General features: G+C 60.7%; 20 protein-coding genes. 8 read left to right on the top strand and 12 right to left on the bottom strand.

Going from position 1 to position 21,582, the window contains the following annotated elements; genetic code table 11:
* Position 1: 1 nt before the first annotated feature.
* The 7 genes from BLP10_RS01430 to BLP10_RS01400 form a co-directional block, all read right to left on the bottom strand.
* Positions 2–1,432: an NAD(P)/FAD-dependent oxidoreductase gene (locus BLP10_RS01430; protein ID WP_091128641.1), complete on the bottom strand. Its 1,431-nt coding sequence runs from the start codon at positions 1,430–1,432 to the stop codon at positions 2–4.
* Between the two features lie 83 nt (positions 1,433–1,515).
* Positions 1,516–2,601 carry a hypothetical protein gene (locus BLP10_RS01425; protein WP_091128638.1) on the bottom strand — a complete coding sequence of 362 codons (1,086 nt, stop codon included), beginning with the start codon at positions 2,599–2,601 and terminating at the stop codon, positions 1,516–1,518.
* Between the two features lies 1 nt (position 2,602).
* Entirely contained in the window at positions 2,603–4,138 is a 1,536-nt protein-coding gene (locus BLP10_RS01420; RefSeq protein WP_091128635.1) for an AMP-binding protein, read from the bottom strand.
* A 24-nt stretch (positions 4,139–4,162) separates the two neighbouring features.
* Positions 4,163–5,923 carry an ABC transporter permease subunit gene (locus BLP10_RS01415; protein ID WP_091130011.1) on the bottom strand — a complete coding sequence of 587 codons (1,761 nt, stop codon included), beginning with the start codon at positions 5,921–5,923 and terminating at the stop codon, positions 4,163–4,165.
* 20 nt (positions 5,924–5,943) lie between these two features.
* On the bottom strand, positions 5,944–7,020 hold the full coding sequence (locus BLP10_RS01410; protein ID WP_091128633.1) for an ABC transporter ATP-binding protein: 1,077 nt from the start codon (positions 7,018–7,020) through the stop codon (positions 5,944–5,946).
* A gap of 252 nt (positions 7,021–7,272) precedes the next feature.
* Positions 7,273–8,340 carry an ABC transporter substrate-binding protein gene (locus BLP10_RS01405; RefSeq protein WP_244510343.1) on the bottom strand — a complete coding sequence of 356 codons (1,068 nt, stop codon included), beginning with the start codon at positions 8,338–8,340 and terminating at the stop codon, positions 7,273–7,275.
* Positions 8,341–8,399: 59 nt separating this feature from the next.
* A complete protein-coding gene (locus tag BLP10_RS01400) occupies positions 8,400–9,173 on the bottom strand; it encodes an enoyl-CoA hydratase/isomerase family protein (protein WP_091128626.1) in 774 nt (257 codons plus the stop codon).
* A 44-nt stretch (positions 9,174–9,217) separates the two neighbouring features.
* On the opposite strand from BLP10_RS01400, the gene BLP10_RS01395 reads away from it, so the two are divergent.
* From BLP10_RS01395 to BLP10_RS01370, 6 genes are all read left to right on the top strand, one after another.
* Positions 9,218–10,114 (top strand): IclR family transcriptional regulator, encoded by an 897-nt coding sequence (locus tag BLP10_RS01395; RefSeq protein ID WP_244510342.1) that lies wholly within the window; start codon positions 9,218–9,220, stop codon positions 10,112–10,114.
* Between the two features lie 175 nt (positions 10,115–10,289).
* Positions 10,290–10,577, top strand: a complete 288-nt coding sequence (locus tag BLP10_RS01390) for a (2Fe-2S)-binding protein (protein WP_244510341.1) — start codon at positions 10,290–10,292, stop codon at positions 10,575–10,577.
* The gene (locus BLP10_RS01385; RefSeq protein WP_091128620.1) at positions 10,570–11,937 is read left to right on the top strand and encodes an FAD/NAD(P)-dependent oxidoreductase; all 1,368 of its coding nucleotides are present in this window, start codon (positions 10,570–10,572) and stop codon (positions 11,935–11,937) included. Before BLP10_RS01390 ends, BLP10_RS01385 begins: the two co-directional genes overlap by 8 nt.
* A complete protein-coding gene (locus BLP10_RS01380; protein WP_091128617.1) occupies positions 11,934–13,115 on the top strand; it encodes an NAD(P)/FAD-dependent oxidoreductase in 1,182 nt (393 codons plus the stop codon). The genes BLP10_RS01385 and BLP10_RS01380 overlap by 4 nt, the downstream gene beginning before the upstream one ends.
* A gap of 5 nt (positions 13,116–13,120) precedes the next feature.
* Positions 13,121–14,086, top strand: coding sequence for an ornithine cyclodeaminase family protein (locus BLP10_RS01375; RefSeq protein ID WP_091128613.1), 966 nt, complete (start codon positions 13,121–13,123; stop codon positions 14,084–14,086).
* A gap of 16 nt (positions 14,087–14,102) precedes the next feature.
* Positions 14,103–15,335, top strand: coding sequence for an NAD(P)/FAD-dependent oxidoreductase (locus tag BLP10_RS01370; RefSeq protein WP_175493722.1), 1,233 nt, complete (start codon positions 14,103–14,105; stop codon positions 15,333–15,335).
* A gap of 75 nt (positions 15,336–15,410) precedes the next feature.
* On the opposite strand, the gene BLP10_RS01365 is transcribed toward BLP10_RS01370, so the two are convergent.
* Together BLP10_RS01365 and rocF are read right to left on the bottom strand one after the other, a co-directional pair.
* A complete protein-coding gene (locus BLP10_RS01365) occupies positions 15,411–16,466 on the bottom strand; it encodes an ornithine cyclodeaminase (RefSeq protein WP_091128604.1) in 1,056 nt (351 codons plus the stop codon).
* Positions 16,463–17,419 (bottom strand): arginase, encoded by a 957-nt coding sequence (gene rocF / locus BLP10_RS01360; protein WP_091128601.1) that lies wholly within the window; start codon positions 17,417–17,419, stop codon positions 16,463–16,465. The genes BLP10_RS01365 and rocF overlap by 4 nt, the downstream gene beginning before the upstream one ends.
* Before the next feature lie 123 nt (positions 17,420–17,542).
* On the opposite strand from rocF, the gene BLP10_RS01355 reads away from it, so the two are divergent.
* Positions 17,543–17,983 carry an Lrp/AsnC family transcriptional regulator gene (locus BLP10_RS01355; protein WP_091128597.1) on the top strand — a complete coding sequence of 147 codons (441 nt, stop codon included), beginning with the start codon at positions 17,543–17,545 and terminating at the stop codon, positions 17,981–17,983.
* Between the two features lie 61 nt (positions 17,984–18,044).
* Here the strand turns inward: BLP10_RS01355 and BLP10_RS01350 are convergent, their stop codons facing one another.
* The 3 genes from BLP10_RS01350 to BLP10_RS01340 form a co-directional block, all read right to left on the bottom strand.
* A complete protein-coding gene (locus BLP10_RS01350) occupies positions 18,045–18,482 on the bottom strand; it encodes a hypothetical protein (RefSeq protein ID WP_091128593.1) in 438 nt (145 codons plus the stop codon).
* Between the two features lie 161 nt (positions 18,483–18,643).
* Positions 18,644–18,925, bottom strand: a complete 282-nt coding sequence (locus tag BLP10_RS01345; RefSeq protein ID WP_139165406.1) for a hypothetical protein — start codon at positions 18,923–18,925, stop codon at positions 18,644–18,646.
* 160 nt (positions 18,926–19,085) lie between these two features.
* Positions 19,086–19,877, bottom strand: a complete 792-nt coding sequence (locus BLP10_RS01340) for a Crp/Fnr family transcriptional regulator (protein ID WP_342025826.1) — start codon at positions 19,875–19,877, stop codon at positions 19,086–19,088.
* Between the two features lie 279 nt (positions 19,878–20,156).
* On the opposite strand from BLP10_RS01340, the gene BLP10_RS01335 reads away from it, so the two are divergent.
* Positions 20,157–21,566 (top strand): amidase, encoded by a 1,410-nt coding sequence (locus tag BLP10_RS01335; RefSeq protein WP_244510340.1) that lies wholly within the window; start codon positions 20,157–20,159, stop codon positions 21,564–21,566.
* Positions 21,567–21,582: the final 16 nt, after the last annotated feature.

The raw sequence follows: 21,582 nt of genomic DNA, 5'->3' as shown, positions 1-21,582 counted from the left end.
CTTACCGAACTCCAATCCTGAGCCCTAGCAACTTCGGGAGTTTGGCGACGACCTGTGCCAGGACGGGGGCACGAAGATTCCGCTCGTCAGCCTCTTCACAAGCGAGAATGGCTGAGCGGATCGCGCTGGCGCCGGTGAAGCGGAAGGGTTCGGGCGGCAGGCGGGGCAGGGAACGCGTGCAGAAGGGCAGGGTCGACCAGCGATCCTTTTCGTTAAGCACCAGCGATGCGAGGCATTGTCCCGCGATATAGGTGGCGTTCACGCCGTGGCCCGAGAAACCGCAGGCGTAATGGATACGCGTATCGGGGATAGTCTTGAAGAACGGCAGACGATCGGCGGAAACATCGATTGCGCCGCCCCAGGCACGAGCGAGCGAAACGCCTTTCAATGCGGGAAGCAAGCGACGAAGCCCTGTTTCCGCCCGACCGATGCTTGCCCTGTCATGCGTCAGATGCCGCGCCTGCGCGCTATTACCGTAGCCCACCGGCCCGGAGCCCGAACCCATCAGGACGCGGCCATCCTCTGTCTTGCGGAAATAGTGCAGGAACATCCGCAGGTCCGCGAGGCCTTCATCGCCTGTCCAGTTCATGGCAGCCAACTGTTCCGACGCAGGCTCGGTCATGACTACGTAGCTGGAAAATATGCTGACATGCGGCCTGACTTCCCGCCGCTCGCTGAGTGCTGCATTGGTCGCAAGCACGACCTCACGAGCAATGATTTGACCGCGAGGAGTCTTGATCCGGCAGGGAGACCCCGCATCGACGCGCTGCATCGGCGTATTCTCGAAAAGCCAAACGCCGCGATCAATGACAGCCTGGCGAAGAGCGCGTGCCAGACGTGCCGGATGCACGGTCGCCGCATCTGGATATAAGACGCCTCGACGGAACACCGGTGATGCACAACGCGCCTGAACTTCTTGAGCTGACAGCACGGTTACATGATCTTCCGCGCCCAGTTCCCTGGCTCGCTGCACGATGCCTGCGATCTTCTCCTCTTGCTCGGCGGTGGTGGCAACGACGAGATTGCCTCTATCCCGCCACCAGATGTCGCGGCCGCATTCGGAAGCAAAGGTTCGAATGCCATCTTGCGCCCAGTCACCGGCCTTGGCGATGGCAAGCGCGCCATCGCGCCCGAGCGCCTGGACGGCGTTGCCCAGGGAGGACCAGTAGCCGTGAGATTTTCCGCCATTCTTGCCGCTCGCACCTGAGCCGCAGATGGATGCCTCGATCAGAGCGATGGAAAGATCAGGACGGCGGTTCTTGAGGGTAAGCGCCGTCCATAGCCCCGCGAAGCCGCCACCGACAATGGCGACATCGACCGTCAGTTCACCTTCGAGCGGCTGGGCTGCAGGCACGTTGCCCTCGTTCCTCAGAGCTTCATCGAGCCACCAGGAGCGATCAGACGGATCGATGGAGGGCAGGGAGGAATTCATGATGCCAGTGCCATGAGAAAGTGATGCGCCGAATGTCTGAAAGCTGCGCGCGGCGCTGGCCGCGCGCAGCCGGGATGTCGGGTTTAGCCTTGCTGTTGCAGCTTCGTACGAAGCTCCTGCATCGAGCGGTGAACTTCTTCGAGATCCGCCACATCGAAGCCTTCAGCCAGGGCAGGGGAATGCTGAGCCAGACGCTCGCGCAGAACGCCCGTATAGCGCGCCCGCCGATCCTCTCCGACGACGAGACCGTTCTCTTCCTCGAAGCGTGAATTCCATGCCACGGCTTCTTCCCGCGAGATGGACGGCGGCAGGTTCAGCGACAAAGCGCCGTCTGTCAGCTGTACCGGATATCCTCCCGGCAGGCCGTAAGGGCCCGGAACGTGGCCCGTCCATGAGTTGCCTGCCGCCAGAGCGAGGATCATCGGGACACCGCTTGCTCCGGAAATGTCGATGACCGGCTCGGGCGTCAGCTTCACATCGCGGAATGTGCCGAATACGTCGTCGATTTCTTGATCGTCGATCCACACCCGCGGAGCCGATCCCGAGCGTGCTTCGACGGGGCGACGCCATGCTCCAAGGTGCTGGTAATGGGCCAGGACCTTCATGCGTTTCCTGTCCATCAGGCTGCGATCGGCTGCGAAGACATTGGACAGGATCGCGACATTGCCCATGCCGCATATCACCTGATGGCCGAGCGCCTTGATCAACCCGTTCACCACGTCCGGGAAACTGCAATTGATCAGGGGGGCGGTGCTGCCGAGGCGCGTCATGGCCGCCGCGACGCGGGAGCTGAGGAGCGCCTGGAAGACCGCAGTCGCGCTCAGGCCGCCTTCCTGGACGAGCTTGCTCCAGGCATCTCCCGATCCGGCGATCACGGACGAGGTCTGCACGGATGCCGCCTGCACGACTACAGAGGGTTTCGTCTCTTCGAGCAATTCGGTGGGAGAGCCTTCCGCAAGCAGATCCGCCTCACGCGCAATCACGGTTACAGGCGTGTCGAAGATTGCGGCTCGCGCACCTGCCGCGACTTTCAGCCATTGCAGGCGCTCGCGGTTGCGGCCCGCGAGAACCACCCGGGTTGGGGTAGTGGCGGTGGCTGCGATGTCCAACAGGATGCGGGCTGCGAAAGCTCCGGTTCCGGTCAGGAGAATGGTGGGTTCTGTCGTCATCTCAGCTTCCTTTCGCGAGCCTGTCCCAGCAATCGTCGAGACGCTTGGAGAGTTTATGCTTCATGATCCGCTGGCTCGGCGTGCGCTCGAACTCCTCGACGACCGCGATGTAGCGGGGGTTCTGGTAGCTTGCGAGGCGGGTGGAGAGCCACGTGGATATCTCAGCAGGCAGCACGCTGGAGCCCGTCTTCGGCTTGATGAAGAGCTTGATGTCCTGCTCGCCGATATCCGCCGCGACGCCGATCATGGCGCAATCCTCAACCGACGGGTGATCAGAGGCCACGCGCTCGACTTCCCAGGCGGAGACGTTCTCGCCGCGGCAACGGACGCTGTCGGTCATGCGGCCATGGAAGATCAGGTTGCCTTCCGCGTCGTATGTACCGAGATCGCCCGTATACAAGGCATCATTCCGTAAGGCCTTCTCGGTCGCGGACGGGTTGTCGAAATACCCTGGGAAGATCGCGCCAGGCAGCGAGGTGCGCACCACGATCTCTCCGCGCTCGCCTTGAGGCACAGGATTGCCCTCGGGATCGAGCAATTCCACCGTGAACCAGGGCACGGCGTTTCCGACGGACCCGACGATGCCCTTGTCGTTGAAGGTGGTGATGCTGGAGGCTTCCGTCATGCCGTAGCATTCACGGATCTGAACGCCGAAACGGTTCTGGAAGGCTTCCCAGATGTCACCGGGACAGCCTCCGCCCCAGGCGATCCTCACCGTATGGTCGCGATCCATCGGCGATTCAGGCTGCTTGAGGAGGATCTGCAGAATGCCTCCGAGATAGTGAATGTGCGTCGCGCCGTATTCACGCACCTGAGCCCAGAAGCGGCTAGCACTGAAGCGATCCACCATCGCGAGAACGACGCCGTGGGTCATCGGGAGGCTCAGAAGCTGGGCTCCTCCGATATGATAAAGCGGCTCCCACACGAACATCACGTCGCCTGCACGAGAGGCAGCGACGAGACTGACACCTTCTCCCGCGAGGCGGATCATCCGGTTGGAGACGATCACGCCTTTCGGCTGACCCGTCGTGCCAGAGGTGTACATGATGGCGAAGGGCGCATCCATGGTAGGCGCCGGCTCCGTGAAGGAAACTCCGGAACTCAGGACGTCGGCCAAATGTGGATGGCCCTCGGCCTCTCCATGAACGAGGAAGCCTTCGCGGGGATGGTCGGCCTCGCTTTCGACAATCGTCGGAAGGAGGTCGGCGTCGGCGACTATGAGAGCAGGCTTCGAGTGGTTGATGATGTATTGAAGGCCGGGGCCACGCTGCTGAGCGTTGAGCGGCACCCAGGCCAGACCGGCTTTGGCGAGGCCGAAGACCACTGCGAGGGTTTGCACGCTGTTGCGCATCATCACCGCAACATGCTCGCCGGATTGCAGGCCGCGGGATCGCAGCCAAGCCGCTAGGGATGAGGATTGGGCATCCAGCGTGGCGAAGGTGATGGGCTCACCGTTGAAGCGTGCGAAGATCCCGTCCGGGTCCTTCTCGGCCTGCAGACGCAACAGATCGGCGAGACTAGTTTCATCGAGTGACATCGATATTTCTCAGCTTGTGATTTTTCAGGTCGTACGGCGGAAGCGTTCCGCGAGGAGGAGGAGCACGGTCACGATCACGAAGACTACGACGGACACAGATGCGAGCGTGGGGTTGAGCTGCAGGATCATGTCGTCCCACATCTGCTTCGGCAGCGTCGTCTTGATCCCGCCGCTGACGAAGATCGCGATCGTGAGCTCATCGAAGGAGGTGATGAAGGCGAACAGGAATGCCGCAACCAATCCACCCTTCACGAGAGGGACCGTGACGAGCATCAAGGTCTTGAACCGGTTGGCTCCAAGCACTGCCGCCGCCTGATCTAGACGCCAGTCGTAGTTCTTCAGGATCGCCGTGATGGTCACGAAGGCAAAGGGAAGAGCCAGGACCGTGTGACCGATCACGAGGCCCATATCCGTCGCGACGAGGCCGATCTGTGCGAAGAGATAGAACAGGCCGACCGCGATGATGATGCGCGGGACGATCAGGGGAGCAAGGAACGTCGCAAAGACGAGACCGCCCCAACGGGTGTTCGAACGTGCCAGGGCCAATGCCGCCAGGCCACCGATGAGGGTTGCGCAGATTGCAGTCGCTGCGGCTACGCCGAACGAGCGCAACGTGGCGGAGAGCCATACGGGCGAGGAGAAGTAGGTCTCGAACCACTGCAGGCTGTAACCCGGAGGCGGAAATTCCAGGAACTGCGAGCTCGTGAAGCCGATCGGGATCACAAGCAGGGTGGGCAGCACCAGGAACATAAGGGCCAACGTGCAGTAGATCGGCAGCAGCCGGCGCGTTCCACGGGTTCCGATCACCCGACGGACGGCATCGGCCAGCACGGCGCTCGCCTTGGCGACAACCCTCAGGATTGCAAGGCCGAGCAGGCGCAGACGCCCTGGCCCACCGTCCTGTGCCGAGGTGTCGCCCGACAGGGACGACAGGCCAAAGAGACGGTCGTAGATCCAGACCGTGACGAGTGCCGCCACCAGCATCATGGCTGCAAGCGCGCCTGCAAAAGCCCAGTTGAGAAGCTCCTGCACCTGCGTGATGATGAGCTGCGCCAGCATCGTCTCGCGTCGTCCGCCCAGAAGAGCAGGCACGATGAAGAAGCCGAGAGACGAGATGAACACGAGCAGGCCGCCGGCGGTTACGCCGGGCAGGGAGAGCTTGAAGTAGATCAGCCAGAAGGATTGAGCGGGAGCCGCGCCCAGCGCCTGCGCGGCCTGGATCAAGCGCCGGTCGATACCGATCATGACCGGAAGCATGGTCAGCACGGCGAGCGGCACCATGGCATGGACCATGCCGACCATCACGCCGAATTCGTTATAGGCGAGGGGAAGAGGCTGGGAAGCAAGGCCGCTTCCAGTGAGCATGCTATTGATCACGCCGGTGCGGCCGAGCACGACCATCCAGGCGAAGGTCTTCACGAGATAGCTCGTCCAGAACGGGACCATCACGAGAAGCACCATGCGCTCCCGCAATCCCTCCTTCAGCCCCGCCAGCCAATAAGCGAGCGGATAGCCGAGCAGGATCGAGAACAGTGCCGTATTGGCAGCGATCTTGAACGTGATGCCGAGCACCTGGAGATACACGTCCGTGTTCGCGATGCGGGCATAGGTTGCGACGCTCAGGGCGCCGGTTGCCGGGTCCTGAACACTCAGCGCCAGCAGACGCAAAACCGGGTACAGGAAGAAGATTGCCAGAAAGGCAATGCCCGGTGCAGCAAGCCAGAGGGCGTTAGGGCGAAAGAGGCGCTGTCGGAGCGGGACGGCGGGAGCTGTGATGGCTGTCATGCTTGCGGTTCCCTTACCGTTCATGGCACCAGAACCGCTGCGTCCGGGTTCCAGCCCAAGGTTGCGCGTTCGCCATATCCAGGCGTGGGCTGGCCGGGCGGCAGGCGCACGATCACCGTTTCACCCTCATCCAGATCCACGATGAGACGAGTCTCGGAACCGGCATAGACGGCATCGGTGACGCGGCCTACGACGGTGTTCCCATTGCCGCCTCCGAGGCTGATCTGCTCAGGACGGATCACGATTGCCGCCTCTGCGCCTGAAAAGGACGCACCTGTGGGAAGGCGGAAATGCCCGTGGCGCGTTGCGAGGCGGGTCTCTCCATTGGAATTGTCGACCCGGCCACGGAAGATGTTCGAGATTCCGATGAAGTCGGCAGCAAAGGCCGTCGCCGGATGCGCATAGATCTCATGGGGAGAGCCGAGCTGCTCGATCCGCGCATGGTTCATCAGGCAAATGCGATCGGAGAGGGCAAGCGCCTCCTCCTGGTCATGGGTCACGTAGATGATGGTTGCGCCCGTCTCGCGGTGCAGCTGCTTGATCTCGATCTGCATGTGCTCGCGCAGCTTTTTATCGAGAGCACCGAGCGGCTCGTCCATGAGAATGATGGACGGCTGATAGACGAAGGAACGTGCGAGCGCGACGCGCTGCTGCTGTCCGCCGGAAAGCTCGCGCGGGAAACGGGCGGCGAGATGGTCTAGCTGCACCATCTTCAGCACATCCTTGACCCGCTGCTTGATCTCCGATGCGGACAAGGCACGCATGCGCAGAGGGAACTCGATGTTCTCGGCAACAGTCAGATGGGGGAAGAGAGCATAGTGCTGGAATACGAGGCCGATATCGCGCTGATGGACGGGCGTCTGAGTCTGATCGCGTCCATCGATGAGAATGCGCCCCGAGCTCGGCTCGACGAGACCGCAGATCATTTGCAGCAGCGTCGTCTTGCCCGATCCGGATGGCCCGAGCAGGGTGAGGAACTCTCCGGTCGGAACGGTCAGATGAGTCGGTTCCAGCGCAGTGACGGCGCCATATTGCTTTGACAGGCCTTCAATGATCAGCTTCGGCGTGGTTCCGCCATTCTTCGCTACCGTGGTCATCGGAGCGTATCCCTTCCTTCATATCAAAGCCGTGTGCGGGCGCGGTGTTGAATAGCTCCGCGACGTCCGCCCAGTCGAAAAATGCAATAAGTTCTGACCCTGCAGAGCCTAAGGCCGCATCCGGCCGCAGGCCCTCGTTCGAACCGTCGCGCATCAGCGAAAGCTCGCACGCGCCCGGTTCGTGAATCTCAACTCAGTCTTGGCGAAAGGCGCCGCCGCCTTGTTCAGTCATTGAGGCGGCGGCGCCTCTCATCAGCTCAGAAGCCAGCTGTTGAAGCGTTCAGTCACCGCAGCGCGGTTCTCGCTCCACCAGTTTTCATCGGCGACCCGCATCTTCTTGAGATTCTCAGGCGAAGTCGGCAGGACCTTCGCCCGCTCCGCCGAGATGCTCTTGTAGGCATCCAGGTTGGTCGGACCGTAGGCCAGGACATCCGTGAAGGCTGCCTGACGATCAGGTGCGGAGCAGAACTTGATGAACTGCTTCGCGGCGTCTGCACGCGGGCAGCCCTTCGGAATAGCCCAGCCCTCGATGGAGTAGAGGCCTTGCTCCCAAACGATTGTCGCCGGCGCGCCACCGTCGATTGCCGATTGGAGACGTGCGTTCCAACCGCTGATGATGTCGACTTCGCCGCTTTGCAGAAGCTGCGTCGATTGCGCGCCGCCGGTCCACCACACAGCGATGTGCTGCTTGATCTTGTCCAGGCTCTTGAATGCGCGGTCCACGTCGAGCGGATAAAGCTGATCGATGGATACGCCGTCTGCCATCAGGGCCTGCTCAAGAGAGTCGATGGCGTTCTTGCGCAGTGAGCGGCGTCCGGGGAATTTCTCCACGTTCCAGAAATCGGCCCAGCTCTTCGGTCCATTGTCCTTGAAGCGGTCGTTCCGATAAGCGAAGACCGTAGAGTACACGTCTGTACCCATCCAATGATCGGTGATGGCTTCGGGCATCAGACCGGGAGCCGCATCGCGGGTGAAGCCGATAGGCTCGAGGAGGTTTTGCTTCACCAGAATGTCACGCGCCGAGAGCGTCAGCGTACAAACGTCCCAGGTGTAGGATTTCGTCTCGACGATCGCCTTGAACTGAGCCGTCGGCTCGGCCTCGCGGGCAACGTTGATGACCTTGATGCCTGTGGCCTTCTCGAACGGGTCGTAGAAAGCCTTCCGGAAGGCAGGGCCGAACGGGCCGCCGGGGTCGGCGACGGTGATGGTCGTCGCCGCCAGGGCCCGGCCGGCGAGGCCTGGCATTCCGAGGGCCAGTGCTGCACCACCCGCGGTCTTGAGCAGGTGCCTACGATTGATGGTCAGATTGGTATCGGTCATGTTCATCCTCCAGTTTCGCAGGCCTTCGACCTGCTTTCCCTCGTGTTGTGGCGGGGGCTTCAGCCCTTCTTTGCCGCGGCCTTGCGAGCCAAGAACTCTTCCATCATCCGGGCCGGTTCTCCGGATGCATAGGCTTCGCGCTGAATGCGGACGCCGGCGGCAAGGCAATCGCGGAACCCTGCTTCCGTCATCTCGCGGAAACGCTGACGATCCAGGCGCATGGCAACGGGAGGCTTGCCGGCCAGGAATTCTGCAAGTGCAAGCGCTTCACTCATCACCTTGTCCTGCGGCACCAAGCGGTTGATGACGCCGATGCGATAGCACTCATCGGCATCCATCATGCGGCCGGTGAGCGTCAGATCAATGGTTCTTGCGAGACCAATGTGCTCGCGCATGATCCAGGGACCAGTGGTGCTGGCGATCCCTGAGTTAATTTCAGGCTGTCCCATAGTTACGCCGGGGTGCCCAATTCGGAGGTCGCAGAGGAGGGACACTTGAAAGGCAGAGCCTGCTGCAACGCCGTTCAGGGCTGCGATGATCGGCTTCGAGAGTGAGCGAATGCGGTCGTAGAGGCGCTCCCATTCACCCATCCACTGCTCGGCACGATCGGGATCGAAGGTCTTCGTCTCGTTGAGATCCTGACCAGCACCGAAAGCGCGGTCGCCTGCACCGGTGAGGATGATGGCGCGGACTTCCGAGTCCTCTTCCATGGTTGCCAGGGTGGCAGTCAGTTCCTCTCGCATGGCTGTGTTCCAGGCATTCAAAACCTGGGGACGATTCAGGGTGATGATACCGACGGCACCCCGCTTCTCACTCAAGATAAACTCAGCCATAGCCCGGAACCTCCTGATGTTTTATTGCAATGCAATAGGTCTTATTGTATGTTCCGCTTAACTTAGTGGGATTGTCAACTCCTATTGAGATTTTTATCGAGGCCGTTCAGATGCGAGAGAATTCAAGAATGGCGATTAGCAAGATGAAGAAGATTGAAGATGAGGAGCCGCTAAAGCGCGGCCGTGCGACAGATCCGCTGATGGTCATGTCGGTCGAAAAGGCTTTTCGAGTGCTTTCGGTTTTCGATCACCACAGCACGAACATGAGCCTTTCCCAGATTGCGGCAGCAACCGATATGGATGTCAGCGGGGCACAACGCTTCACGCATACGCTGACAAAGCTGGGTTATCTGCGCAAAGATCCGGATACAAAGCGGTTCGAGTTGACCGCGAAGACGCTTCAACTGGGGTACTACTATCTGCGTAGCAATCGACTTGTAGAGCGGGCGATGCCTTATCTGCTTCATCTCTCCAAGGAGACTGAGGAGACGGTGAACATGACCGTTCTCGATGATACGGAGATCATCTTCATATCCCGCTTCATGAGCCGGCACATGCTTAACACGAATGTGATCATCGGCTCCCGTATGCCCGCTTACTGCACCGCTCCTGGAATGGCGATCCTGTCGCGTTTGCCGGAGGATGAGGCTGTTGCGATTCTCGAGCGCTCTGATCGGAAGGCATACACTCCCTCAACGACATGGAAGATCGACGATCTGGTAAAGAAGTTGCGCGTTTCGCGTGAGCAGGGGTACGCCACCGCTTTCGACGAGTTCTATCGAGGCGATGCATCCATCGCTGCGGCAGTCGTTGCGGCAAACAACCGTCCAGAGGGCGCAATCAATATCGCAGTCCCGCTTTCACGGTTCTCGCCTGAGGCCGTCATCGAGCGCTTCGCAATGCACATCATCTCTGGAGCGCATTCGATCTCGTCCACCTAGGACGATTTCAATCCAGCTAATATTTGAGCGTATTGCCCTAAAGACCGAGGGGCTTTTCCTTGACAGCTGTTTTCCGCCACACTTACCATTCCACAAAAGTTATTGCATTGCGATAAAAGTGTGGTGGTCTGGAATGTCGGACGATCCAAGTCGGAAAACGCGCAAAGGACAATTCGTGAGGGCAGTTCGCCGTCACGGTGCGCTGCTGCGTCTGACGGTTGACGGAAATACGGTCGAGGCTGTCGAGGGAGACAGCCTGCTTGCGGTGCTCCTGCTGAACGGAAAGGCCGTTCGGCATCTCGAGTTCGGTGGCGCGCCCCGCGCCGGGTTCTGCCTCATGGGGGCCTGTCAGGATTGCTGGGTCTTGCTGGGAAACGGTGAGCGTGTACGGGCCTGCACGACCCTCGCAGCCAACGGCATGGTCATCTGGACCGATCGGCATGAGGCCAAAGCCAATGCGTAATGTGGTAATTGTTGGCGGCGGCCCGGCTGGAATACGCGCAGCCTCCGTTCTGGTCGAGGCAGGCTTGAAGCCTATCCTCGTGAATGAGACCAGGCAGGTGGGAGGGCAGGGCTATCGTGCGCCGGCCAAAAGCCTTGCTCTGGATATCAAGTCCTTGATGGGCTCCGAGGCAGGGAAGTACCAGCGCCTGCATTCGCTCTTCGCAGCGCTGCAGGACCGGATCGATTATCGCCCTGGCACTCTCGTCTGGGGAATACACGAGAAAGTCCTGCACACCCTGTCCGATGGCATAGCGGGCACGATCCCGTATGACGCGCTGATTCTCGCGACCGGCGCGACGGATCGCACCATGCCGCTGCCGGGATGGACGCTGCCCGGCGTCTTCACCTTGGGCGGCGCGCAGGTGATCCTCAAGGATCAGGGTTGCCTGATCGGCAATCGTATCGTTTTCCTCGGCAGTTCGCCGCTGCTGTTTCTGGCAGCGTTGCAATACCACAAGTCCGGCGCATCGATTGCGGCCGTCGTGGATACCACGCCTCTCTCCGCGAAACGCGCCGCTCTAAGAGATCTCGCCGCGAGTCCGCGCACGCTGGCGCGAGGTCTGATGTATCGGGCGGCCCTCCATATGGCTGGCATCCCCATCATCGATGGCGCGACGCCGCGGGGAATCCACGGTGAGGATCATGTCGAGGGTGTGCGGGTTACCGATGGCCGAGGACGTGAAAGGCTCATTCCCTGCGATGCCGTTGCATATGGCTACGGCCTCAAACCGGAGACCCAACTCGCGGAGTTGGCGGGGGCCCGCTTCCGGTTCGATGACATCTTCCGGCTCTGGTTGCCGGAGGTAGATACTGACGGTCGGGCGGGGGCCGAACTTTATCTGGCAGGCGATGGAGCCGCCATTGGCGGAGCCGACGCCGCTGAGGCAAGCGGCGCGCTTGCCGCGCATGCTCTGCTTGAAGATATGGGCCGACCACAGCCGCAGCCCGAATTGGCACGTCTGCGGCAGGAGGTCGAACGCCTGCGGAAATTCCAGCGGGGACTCGCGAAGGCTTTCGCATGGCCGGTCGCGCAGGCGGCTGCTCTCTCGGACGAGACCATCGCCTGCCGATGCGAGGCAGTGACGGTAGGAGAAATTCGAGCCGCCATTCGTGCGCCCTTGGGCCCACGCGAGGTCAATCGCGTCAAGGCCATCACCCGTTGCGGCATGGGCCGATGCCAGGGGCGCTTCTGCGGTCCAGCCTTGCAGGAGATCGTCTCAGGCACCTGCAATGTGCCGATTGAGGAAGTTGGACGGTTACGTATGCAGGCGCCAGTGAAGCCTATTCCTCTTCATGCGGCTGCGGAGATGGAGCCATGACGACGAAGACGCGTGTGGTCGTTGTTGGAGGCGGCCTCATCGGTACCTGGACGGCATTACTCCTCGTCAAGCGTGGGCTTGATGTGATCCTGATCGAGAAAGGCATCGTCGGGGCCCAATCGAGCGGGGTGAATTTCGGAAACCTGCGTTTGCAGGGGCGTCATCCCGGGCAATATCCCCTCTCTCTCAGGTCGCAGGCGCTCTGGGAGAACATCGAAGAGCTCATCGGCGACAGATGCGAATTCGAAAAGACCGGTCACCTCTATGTCGCAAAGAACGATGCCGAGCACGAGAAGCTGGAGCAGCACGCGCGCGTTGCCGAGAGCCATGGCCTTGTGATCGAGCGAATAGGCCGCAACGAGCTTCGCCGCCGGTGGTCCTGGGTCGGAGAGGAGCCTCAGTCCGCGACCTACTCTGCGCGGGACGCGACGGCCAATCCTCGCCTAGTGTCGGTCGCCGTCGCAAGAGCCGCGCAGCATCTTGGTGCGGAGATCGCTGAAAACACCCGCGTAACGGAGGTGCTGCGGAGCGGAGAAGGCTTTACCGTCAAAACCGCTAACGGGCGCACGATCGGATGTGACGCCGTGGTGAACGCCGCTGGCGCCTGGGCGCTCGAGGTTGCTGAGGCTTTCGGCGAGACGGCGCCCATGTTCGCAGCCGGCCCGCCGCAATTCGTGACCGAGCCTCTTGCCTATCGGATCACGCCTTCCGTTCAGGCAGTCGACGGGTCCGTGATCGCAAGGCAAATCCCGCGCGGCAATGTGATCTTCGCAGGCTATCCGCGCACGGCGTCCGATCCGGTGCTCAACCGTGCTCCTGTGCCGCCGGTCAAGACTCTCAACGGCATGCGCAGTCTTATGAAGATTGCGCCATTCCTGAAATCGGCTCAGGTCATTCGTGTCTGGTCAGGTATCGAAGGCTATCTGCCCGACATGCTGCCGGTCATCGGCAAGAGCGAGACGACCCCCGGTCTGTTTCATGCCTTCGGATTCTGCGGGCATGGCTTTCAGGTCGGCCCCGGAGTTGCTGCGGTGCTTGTCGATCTCATCGTGGATGGAAAGACTGAGACGCCAATTGATCTTTTCTCGATCAATCGCTTCAAGAACGAGGTTCTGGTCTCGGATAAACTGGCCAAGGAATTCGATGCACCGGCCGCGTCCGGCAGCCGGGCGGGGTGAGGGCAATGAGCAAGCTGCTTTATCTTTCCAGCGCGGACATTGCCGCTCTCGATATAACGCCCACGGTTGCACGCGCAGCCTTGGCCCATGCTTTCCGCCTGCATGCGGAGGGCAGAACTCACGTTCAGCCGAAACTTACAGTGCCGGTCAGCCCAGGGCATTTCTTCCAATCGCTCTGCGCTGCCATGCCCGAACCTCCATTTGCAGCCACGAAGTGGGTCGGGGTTGCCGCCGACAACAGCGATCGCGGTTTGCCGAATGTCAACGGACTGATCGTTGTGAGCGATTTCTCCACTGGAGTTCCGGTGGCGGTTATGGACGGAACAAGCCTCACGGTGCTTCGCACGGCCGCCATGTCGGCCCTTGCCGCGTCGTATCTTGCCCGTCCCGACAGTTCTACTATCGGCTTCATCGGTTGCGGCGCTCAAGCCTACGGGCACCTCGCCAGCCTTCGGGATGTGCTGCCCGGTCTCCGCAAGGTTGTCTGCAGCTCGCGCGGGCGCTCTTCCGCTGAGAGGCTCGCGGCCTATGCTCGTGAACACGGCTTCGAAGCGGAGGCAGTGGATTCGCCCGACGAGGCGCTCGCGTGCGATGTGGTTGTCTCGACAGTTCCGGCGCAGCCCGGCCTTGAGCCGTTCATCGACGCTTCGCTCCTGCGGCCCGGAAGCTTTGTCGCCGCAGTCGATCTCGGGCGCCCCTGGCACGGCGAGGTGCTGCGCTCCCTCGATATCCTGGCCACCGACGATCACGCCCAAGCGGCGGATCCGTCCAATCGCGCCAAACTCCGTTATCCAGGCCCCTTCGATGCGGACCTTGCGTCTCTCGTGACGGGAGCCTCTCCTGGCCGCACGGATGCGAAGCAGCGTGCCATGTTCCTGTTTCCCGGCTTTGCCCTTGGCGATCTCGCCATTGCAGCCGAGGTCATCGCGGAGGCCGGACGTACCGGCCGTGGAGTACATCTTCCATTGTGAAGTGAAGGAGAAGGCCTTGGCCAACATCGCCATCATCGGAGCAGGCGTCATCGGCGTCTCATGCGCAGCCTTCCTTCAGCGCGACGGGCACAATGTGACGATCTATGATCCCCTGCCGCCGGGGGAGGGATGCTCCTTCGGCAATGCGGGAAGCATCGGCCCTGGTTCTGTGGTGCCCCTATCCACGCCGGGCATCGTACGGCAGGCCGCATCATGGATCACGGATCCCGATAGTCCCTTGTGGATCGACTGGCGTTATCTCCCTCGAGCCGTGCCGTGGCTTGCCCGATTCATCACTGCGGGGGCAAGCCCACGCATCAACGGGATCGCGAAAGCGCTCCGTCTGCTGCATGCGGACAGCTTCGAGAACTACCGAACGCTTCTGGGTGTAGATGCCAAGAGCCTTCTTCATATTTCCGGTCAGCTTTATCTCTATGAAAGCGATGCCGCCTTCACCAAGGATGCGCTGGGCCGAGAGTTGAGGGAAGCACTTGGCATCCGCTCGGAAATCTTGAGCGCCGACGAGGTTCGTCAGCTGGAGCCTTCGCTGGGCCCGCGCTTCGCAAAAGCAATGTACCTTCCCGATTCCGGGCATTGCAGCAATCCCCACCGCCTCGTGACGACGATTGCCGAGGATATTACGAGAAACGGCGGACGCTTCGTGCGCGCGTCCGTCAAGGATTTCGAGCTGGAGGCCGGACAGGTTCGCGCCGTCGTGACGGATGCAGGGTCCATGCCATGCGACACGGTGGTGATTGCAGCGGGTGCGTGGTCCCACCGGCTGGCCGGACGTCTCGGCCTCAAGATTCCGCTCGAAAGCCTGCGCGGCTATCACGTGATGTTGCCCATGCCGGAGAAGGCTCCGAAGCGACCGCTCTATCCATTGGCGGCAAAGATCATGATGACGCCGATGGAGCACGGCCTCAGGATCGCGGGAACGGCGGAAATCGCGGGGCTCGACGCACCGATGAACGAGCGTCGTGCCGCCGCTTTAGGGAAGATCGCAAAGCGCTATTTCCCCGGGATGACAGGGGAGCCGATCTCGGTCTGGATGGGCCACCGCCCTGCAACGCCCGATTCCCTTCCGGTGATCGGAGCGTCGCCGCGGCACAAGAACGTCATGCTTGCGTTCGGCCATGGTCAGACAGGGCTGATCGGAGGCTCGACAACGGGACTGCTGGTTTCCGATCTGGTCGCAGGCAGAAAGCCGACGATCGACCCGCACCCTTATCGGGCCAACCGGTTCTGAACCTGCCCTTCGGGGACAAGCTACCTCGCCTTTCAGAACTTCAATCCATGAGGCGTGAGCTTCTCGGCATTCCTCTTAGGCTGCGGTCGGCGCTGCAGCCGCGCGGAGCAGCATGCCGAACAGGTCACGCGGCTCATCCGGATCGGCGAGGAGATCGAGTTCCTCGTAAAGTCTCGTCTCTTCGATCTGCTTCTTTACATATCGCAGAGCCGAGAAATCCTCGATGGCGAAGCCAACGGAGTCGAACAGGGTGATCTGCCGCTCGCTGGCGCGACCTGTCTCCTGACCGGCGATCACGCGCCACAATTCCTTCACTGGATAATCGGGGGCGAGCTGCTGGATCTCGCCTTCGATGCGCGTCTGCGGCGGATATTCCACGAAGATGTCGGAGCGCTTCAGGATATCGGCATGCAGCTCGGTCTTGCCAGGGCAATCGCCGCCGACCGCGTTGATGTGCAGGCCGGAGCCGACCATGTTGTCGGTGAGAATCGTGGCGTTCTGCTTGTCGGCAGTGACGGTGGTAACGATCTCGGCGCCTTCCATTGCCTCCTCGATGGAGCTGCATACGGTGATGTCGAAGCCATAACCTGCGAGGTTGCGCACGCATTTCGTGCTCGCCGAGCGGTCGATATCGTAGAGCCGCAAACGGTCGACGCCGATCAGAGCCTTGAAGGCAACGGCTTGGAACTCCGCCTGTGCGCCATTGCCGATGATCGCCATGGTGCGGGCGTTCTTCGGAGCCAGATATTTGGCGGCGACCGCCGATGTGGCAGCGGTGCGAAGCGCAGTGAGAATGGTCATTTCGGTCAGCAGCACCGGATAGCCTGTTCCGACATCCGCCAGCACGCCGAAAGCGGTAACGGTCTGGCGTCCCTCGCGGGTATTCTTCGGATGACCGTTCACATATTTGAAGCCATAGACCTCGCCATCGCTGGTAGGCATCAGTTCGATCACGCCCTCGCGGCTGTGAGATGCGACGCGTGGTGTCTTATCGAAGGTTTCCCAACGGCGGAAATCAGCCTCGATATATCCTGACAGCTCCACGAGGAAGCGCTCCACGCCGATGGCGAGAACGAGCTTCATCATGTGATCGACGCTGACGAAAGGGACGATGTTGAGTTTCGGAATCATGCTGCGTTGACTTTGGGCGTATGGCGATAGCTTTGGGTGGGGCGATCAAGAACGCGGCGGCCCAGGAGGCTCGAGGCGAGATCGACCATGAGGAGGGCCGTGCGGCCACGCTCATCCAAGAACGGGTTGAGTTCGACGAGGTCGAGGCTTCTCACGAGGCCGCTGTCATGCAGCATTTCCATGATGAGATGCGCCTCGCGGAAGGTTGCGCCGCCGGGCACCGTGGTGCCGACGCCTGGCGCAATGCCGGGATCGAGGAAGTCCACATCGAGGCTTACATGCAGGATGCCGTCCGCCTCCGCGACGCGCTTCAGGAAGGCGTCGAGCAGAGGGGCCACGCCATTCTCGTCGATGGCGCGCATGTCATGGATGGTGACGCCTGTCGTTGCGAGCGCAGCGCGCTCGGCCGGATCGACGCTGCGGATCCCCATCATGCAGACATTCTCCGGCTTTACCGGCGCATGAACCTTCGGGAAGTAGCCATCGAAACCCCGGCGCCCGGTGGCATAGGCCATGGGAACGCCGTGCAGATTCCCGCTCGTGGTTGTTTCCAGGGTGTGGAAATCCGGATGGGAGTCGAGCCATAGAACAAAGAACTCCCGACCGTCTTCAGCCGCGCGCCGGGCAAGGCCTGTCATGGACCCGGCGGAGAGGCTGTGGTCACCGCCCAGGAAGATTGGCATGCCCTCGCTGGCAGCCCTGTACGCAGCCTCGGCGATCGCCTCGGTCCAGGCCACGGTCTCGGGCAGAGCCTTGATCGCCTCATTCTCGTGACGCAGATCGCGCAAGGATGCGGGAGCGATATTGCCTCGATCTTCTACCGCATATCCTAAATTCTTCAGCTCCGTCACCAGTCCGGCGGTGCGATAGGCGCTGGGCCCCATATCGCAGCCAAGCCGTCCGGCGCCCTCCTGAACGGGCACGCCAAAGAGAATGCAGGGCTTTTGAGTCATTCGACCTCTCCACGGATTCTCGTCAAGCTAGGGCAGAGGCTTGGCGATATGAACAGGGTAGTTTGACAAATAGGGACGGTTCATTGACCATTTTGGTAAGTGTTCTTTTCCAAAGTGGCATTCATGGACAATCTCGATTATCGCCTCATCACTCTTCTTAGACATAACGGCCGACGCAGCGTGTCGGACTTGGCGCTCGAACTCGATGTCTCCCGGGCGACCGTCCGATCGCGCATGGAGCGTCTGGAGCGTTCGGGGGACATCGTCGGCTACACGGTGATCCTGCGAGCTGATGCTGTGTCCCTGCCAGTGCGTGGCATCATGCTGATTGAGGTCGAGGGCCGCGCCGCCGATCGGGTGGTAGATGTTTTGGGCGGGTTTCCGGAGATCAGCGATATCCACACCACGAATGGGAAGTGGGATCTCATCGTCGAGCTGGGAGCGGCCAATCTGTCCGACTTCGATGGAATCTTGAGGCGCATCCGCTTGATCCCAGGCGTCATCGCTTCTGAGACCAATCTGCTTCTGGCAACCCCGCGCAGTACCCGTGCACGGCTGGGATGAGGCCAGGTTTCATATGTCTGCCCCGGCACGAACGTGTCTTCATGCCAGGGACATGAGTTGATCAGTTATTGTCCCGCGCCGTAAAGGATTGGAGCTCCGCCTGCGGCGTCAGATGCTCAATGGAGACCCAGTCTGTGCAAGCACGGAGGATGGGAGCCAGATAAGCACGGCTGCCCTCGATCTCGACAACCCGGCAGGGATAGGCTCTGCGGTCGCCCGGAGGACGATAGACCACCGTGCTGCCGGGCTTTATCTCGTCCGAGGACATGGGATGAGGTCGACCCTGTAAGTGATGTGCGCTGGGCCCGTTGTCCTGCACGACACCGGCGTTCTGGAGGGCACGGTATCGATCCAAGGCCTCGATGGCGATACGCGCCCGGTCGCGATAGCGGTCCGTGACCACTCGCATCAACGTTCCCTTTTCGCGCCCCGGATACCAGGACACGCCTCCGATTTTTGCAAGCTCCTCTGCAACGATCTCGATTTCTTCTTCGGTCATTGGCTCATTCCCTGAGGAAGGTATCTGATAGGCCCGGATTTCGACGATGGTGCGCCATGATCCGATGCATCTGTTTTATCAGCCCCGAAGAGTCGCCCCCTTATGCTGGAGGCGTGTAGCTCTTTCTTTTAGTAACGCCTGTATAGTCTGAGTTACGTCCTTTATCTGTGCGGAATCATACGCTCCTGCAAAACAGCCAATTGCTGGATATACGGCATGCGGCGCTCGTGATGCTGGGCTCTCAGTTTCTCGAGGACCTTGATCTTCAAGTTGGTATCTGGCGAATTCTTGCTCACCTTATCCTTTGCCTGCTCGTATTCAAAGTCGATGTCGGCCAGGGTGGAAAGCAAAGACTGAAGTAACGGTTGGAGGGTGGGAGAATACATTTTAGGAGAATGTTGTTCTGTTTGGGAATTATCTTTACGAAACGAAATTTCGTTCATTTGGCGCCTCGTATTAACTTTGATTAGCCTGTTCCCACCGTACTGACGCAGGGTTACTCCGTCTGTTGGGTATCCGACATAGTGCAGAAAGATTTCTGTAATCGTGCCGTCGGAACACGAATTGTGCTCATATTCCTTTGTCAGCGTGTCTGACTGCAGATCAGCTTTTCTGAGGGCTAGCGCTATAACTTCGTGGAAGAAGGCGCTCGAAGCTTTTGCGAATCTTGCGGTAACACTCGCAGGACATTTCTTCGAGGCCTGCGCGGTCCGTAATCGTGATGACACCCCGGCCTTGATGGATCAGGCCCGCGATCTGCAAAGCCCGCGTCACACTGCTGACAGTTGAACGCTGCACGCCGAGCAATTCGGCCAGTGTCTCGTGTGTCAGGGGCAGTGCGTCATGATCGACGCGATCGCGCGTGCTCAAGATCCAGCGGCAGCAGCGAGCTTCCACGCTATGCACGGCGTTGCATGCAACGGTCTGCAAAGTCTGCGCCATGAGGGCTTCGGTGTAGCTCAGCACCAGTTGGCGGATCTTTGGGCGCCCCTGTCCCGCATCATTCAGTTTCTCCACACTGATGCGCGATGCCGTGCCGGAAAACTGCGCCACATAACGCCCAAAGGATTGCCGCGTGACGAGGGCGCTGATGAGACCGAACATCGCTTCCCGTCCGAAGACGGCCATTTCTACCGAGCTGCCATCTTTCAGAACGGTGGTCAGGGAAACGATGGTGTCATGTGGGAAGTAGGCGTATCCGACCGTCTCGCCGATATCGTAGATGATTTTGTTTTTCGGCAGCTCAACAACTTCGAGATACGGCTCGAGAGCGCTGAAGTCCTCAGGCTCCAAAGCGGCGAGGAGCCGGTTCTTCCGATGAACGATGGCATTAGAACCATGCTGCATGGCAAGGTATACCGATCTCCGCCGACGCCCGATCCAGAGCCGGACCAAGCCTGACGATAAGATGCTTGCGCAACTTCAGGTGGTCAATTGATCGAGTCTCTATTGTAAACAGGCTTTCGCAGGCGGCCATGTTCTTAGAACTCTTTCAAGGGGAAGAAGTTTGAGCTCCTGCTCCATGAAAACGGGGCTTAAAGGAGGTATTTCTTCCTCTGCCGGCGGGCGCAGCGTTCGGGAAAGCGACAGGCTTCGGAGCTACCCCGGTTTACGTAGGAGAAGGGATCGCGCAGCATAAGGTTTAAACGAATCCATATGCAGCAGGGCTTAGACGTGAGCGCAAGAACATCCTCCTCATCACCTGCCGATCTAGCTGATTGGTCGGCGGCAGAACTGCTTGAGGCTTACGCCCGCAGAACAGTCTCTCCGGTTGAGGTCACGAACGCCGTTATCGCACGTATCGAGGCTTATGAGCCCAGCCTGCAGGCTCTCTACGCTTACGATCCCGAGAGCGCATTGAAAGCCGCGCGCGAATCCGAGAGGCGCTGGGGGGCTGGAGATGCGAAGGCTCTCGATGGCGTTCCCGCAACTATCAAAGAAAACATCGCCACGAAAGGCACGCCCGTACCTCTCGGCACGTCGGCGCGCCCGCTGATGCCGGCGGAAGAGGATGCACCTTCCGCCGCGCGGCTGCGTGAAGATGGTGTCGTCATTCTCGCCAAGACCACGATGCCTGACTATGGCATGCTCTCCTCAGGGCTCTCGAGCTTCCACCCGCTCGCCCGCAACCCATGGGACCTGTCCAAGAATCCCGGAGGCAGCTCGGCCGGTGCGGGCGCCGCTGCTGCGGCAGGGTACGGGCCTTTCCATATCGGCACCGATATCGGCGGCTCCATTCGCTTGCCTGCGGCTTGGTGCGGCGTATTTGGCCTGAAACCTAGCTTCGGGCGCATTCCCATCGATCCGACCTATTACGGACGCGTGGCAGGGCCGATGACCCGCACCGTCCGCGATGCGGCCCTGATGATGACGAGCCTTACGCGGCCTGATGTGCGCGATCCTATGAGTCTGCCTTATCAGGAGCTGCCCTGGCTCGATCTGGATATTGACGTCAAAGGGCTCAGAATCGGTCTCATGATGGAAGCTGGTCTCGGTTTGCCGCTCGATCCTGAAGTGCGCGCCGCAGTGCAGGCCGCCGCGAAAGCCTTTGCGGATGCGGGCGCCACCGTCGAGGAGATGAGGCCGTTCATCACCCGCGAGATGCTCGACGGCCTCGACGATTTCTGGCGCCAGCGCGCCTGGATGGATATCGGCGCCCTGACCAACGAGGAGCGCTCCCGGGTGCTGCCCTACATCCTGAAATGGGCGGAGGGAGGAAAGTCGCTCACCGGCGCTCAGGTCTATGCCGGCATTAACCAGATGATGGTGATGCGCCATGCGGCGGTGGCGGCCACACACCGCTTCGACTTCGTTCTCTCGCCCGTCGCGCCGAATGTGGCCTACGAGGCGGAGCTTGCCTCGCCGATCCATGATCCGGAGAGGCCGTTCGAGCACATCGGCTATACGGTTGCCTTCAACATGTCCGATCAGCCTGCGGCCTCCGTCAATGCCGGATTCACGAAGGCGGGTCTGCCGATCGGCCTCCAGGTCATCGGCCGCCGTTTCGACGATGTCGGCGTGCTCAGGCTCTCTCAGGCCTGGGAGCAGATGTGCCCGGACAAACGGCCTTGGCCAAAGCTGTAAGTCGCGACACTGCGGA

The organism is Microvirga guangxiensis (assembly GCF_900102135.1).
Taxonomy (GTDB): Bacteria; Pseudomonadota; Alphaproteobacteria; order Rhizobiales; family Beijerinckiaceae; genus Microvirga; species Microvirga guangxiensis.
This window is presented reverse-complemented; position numbering and strand designations above follow the sequence as displayed.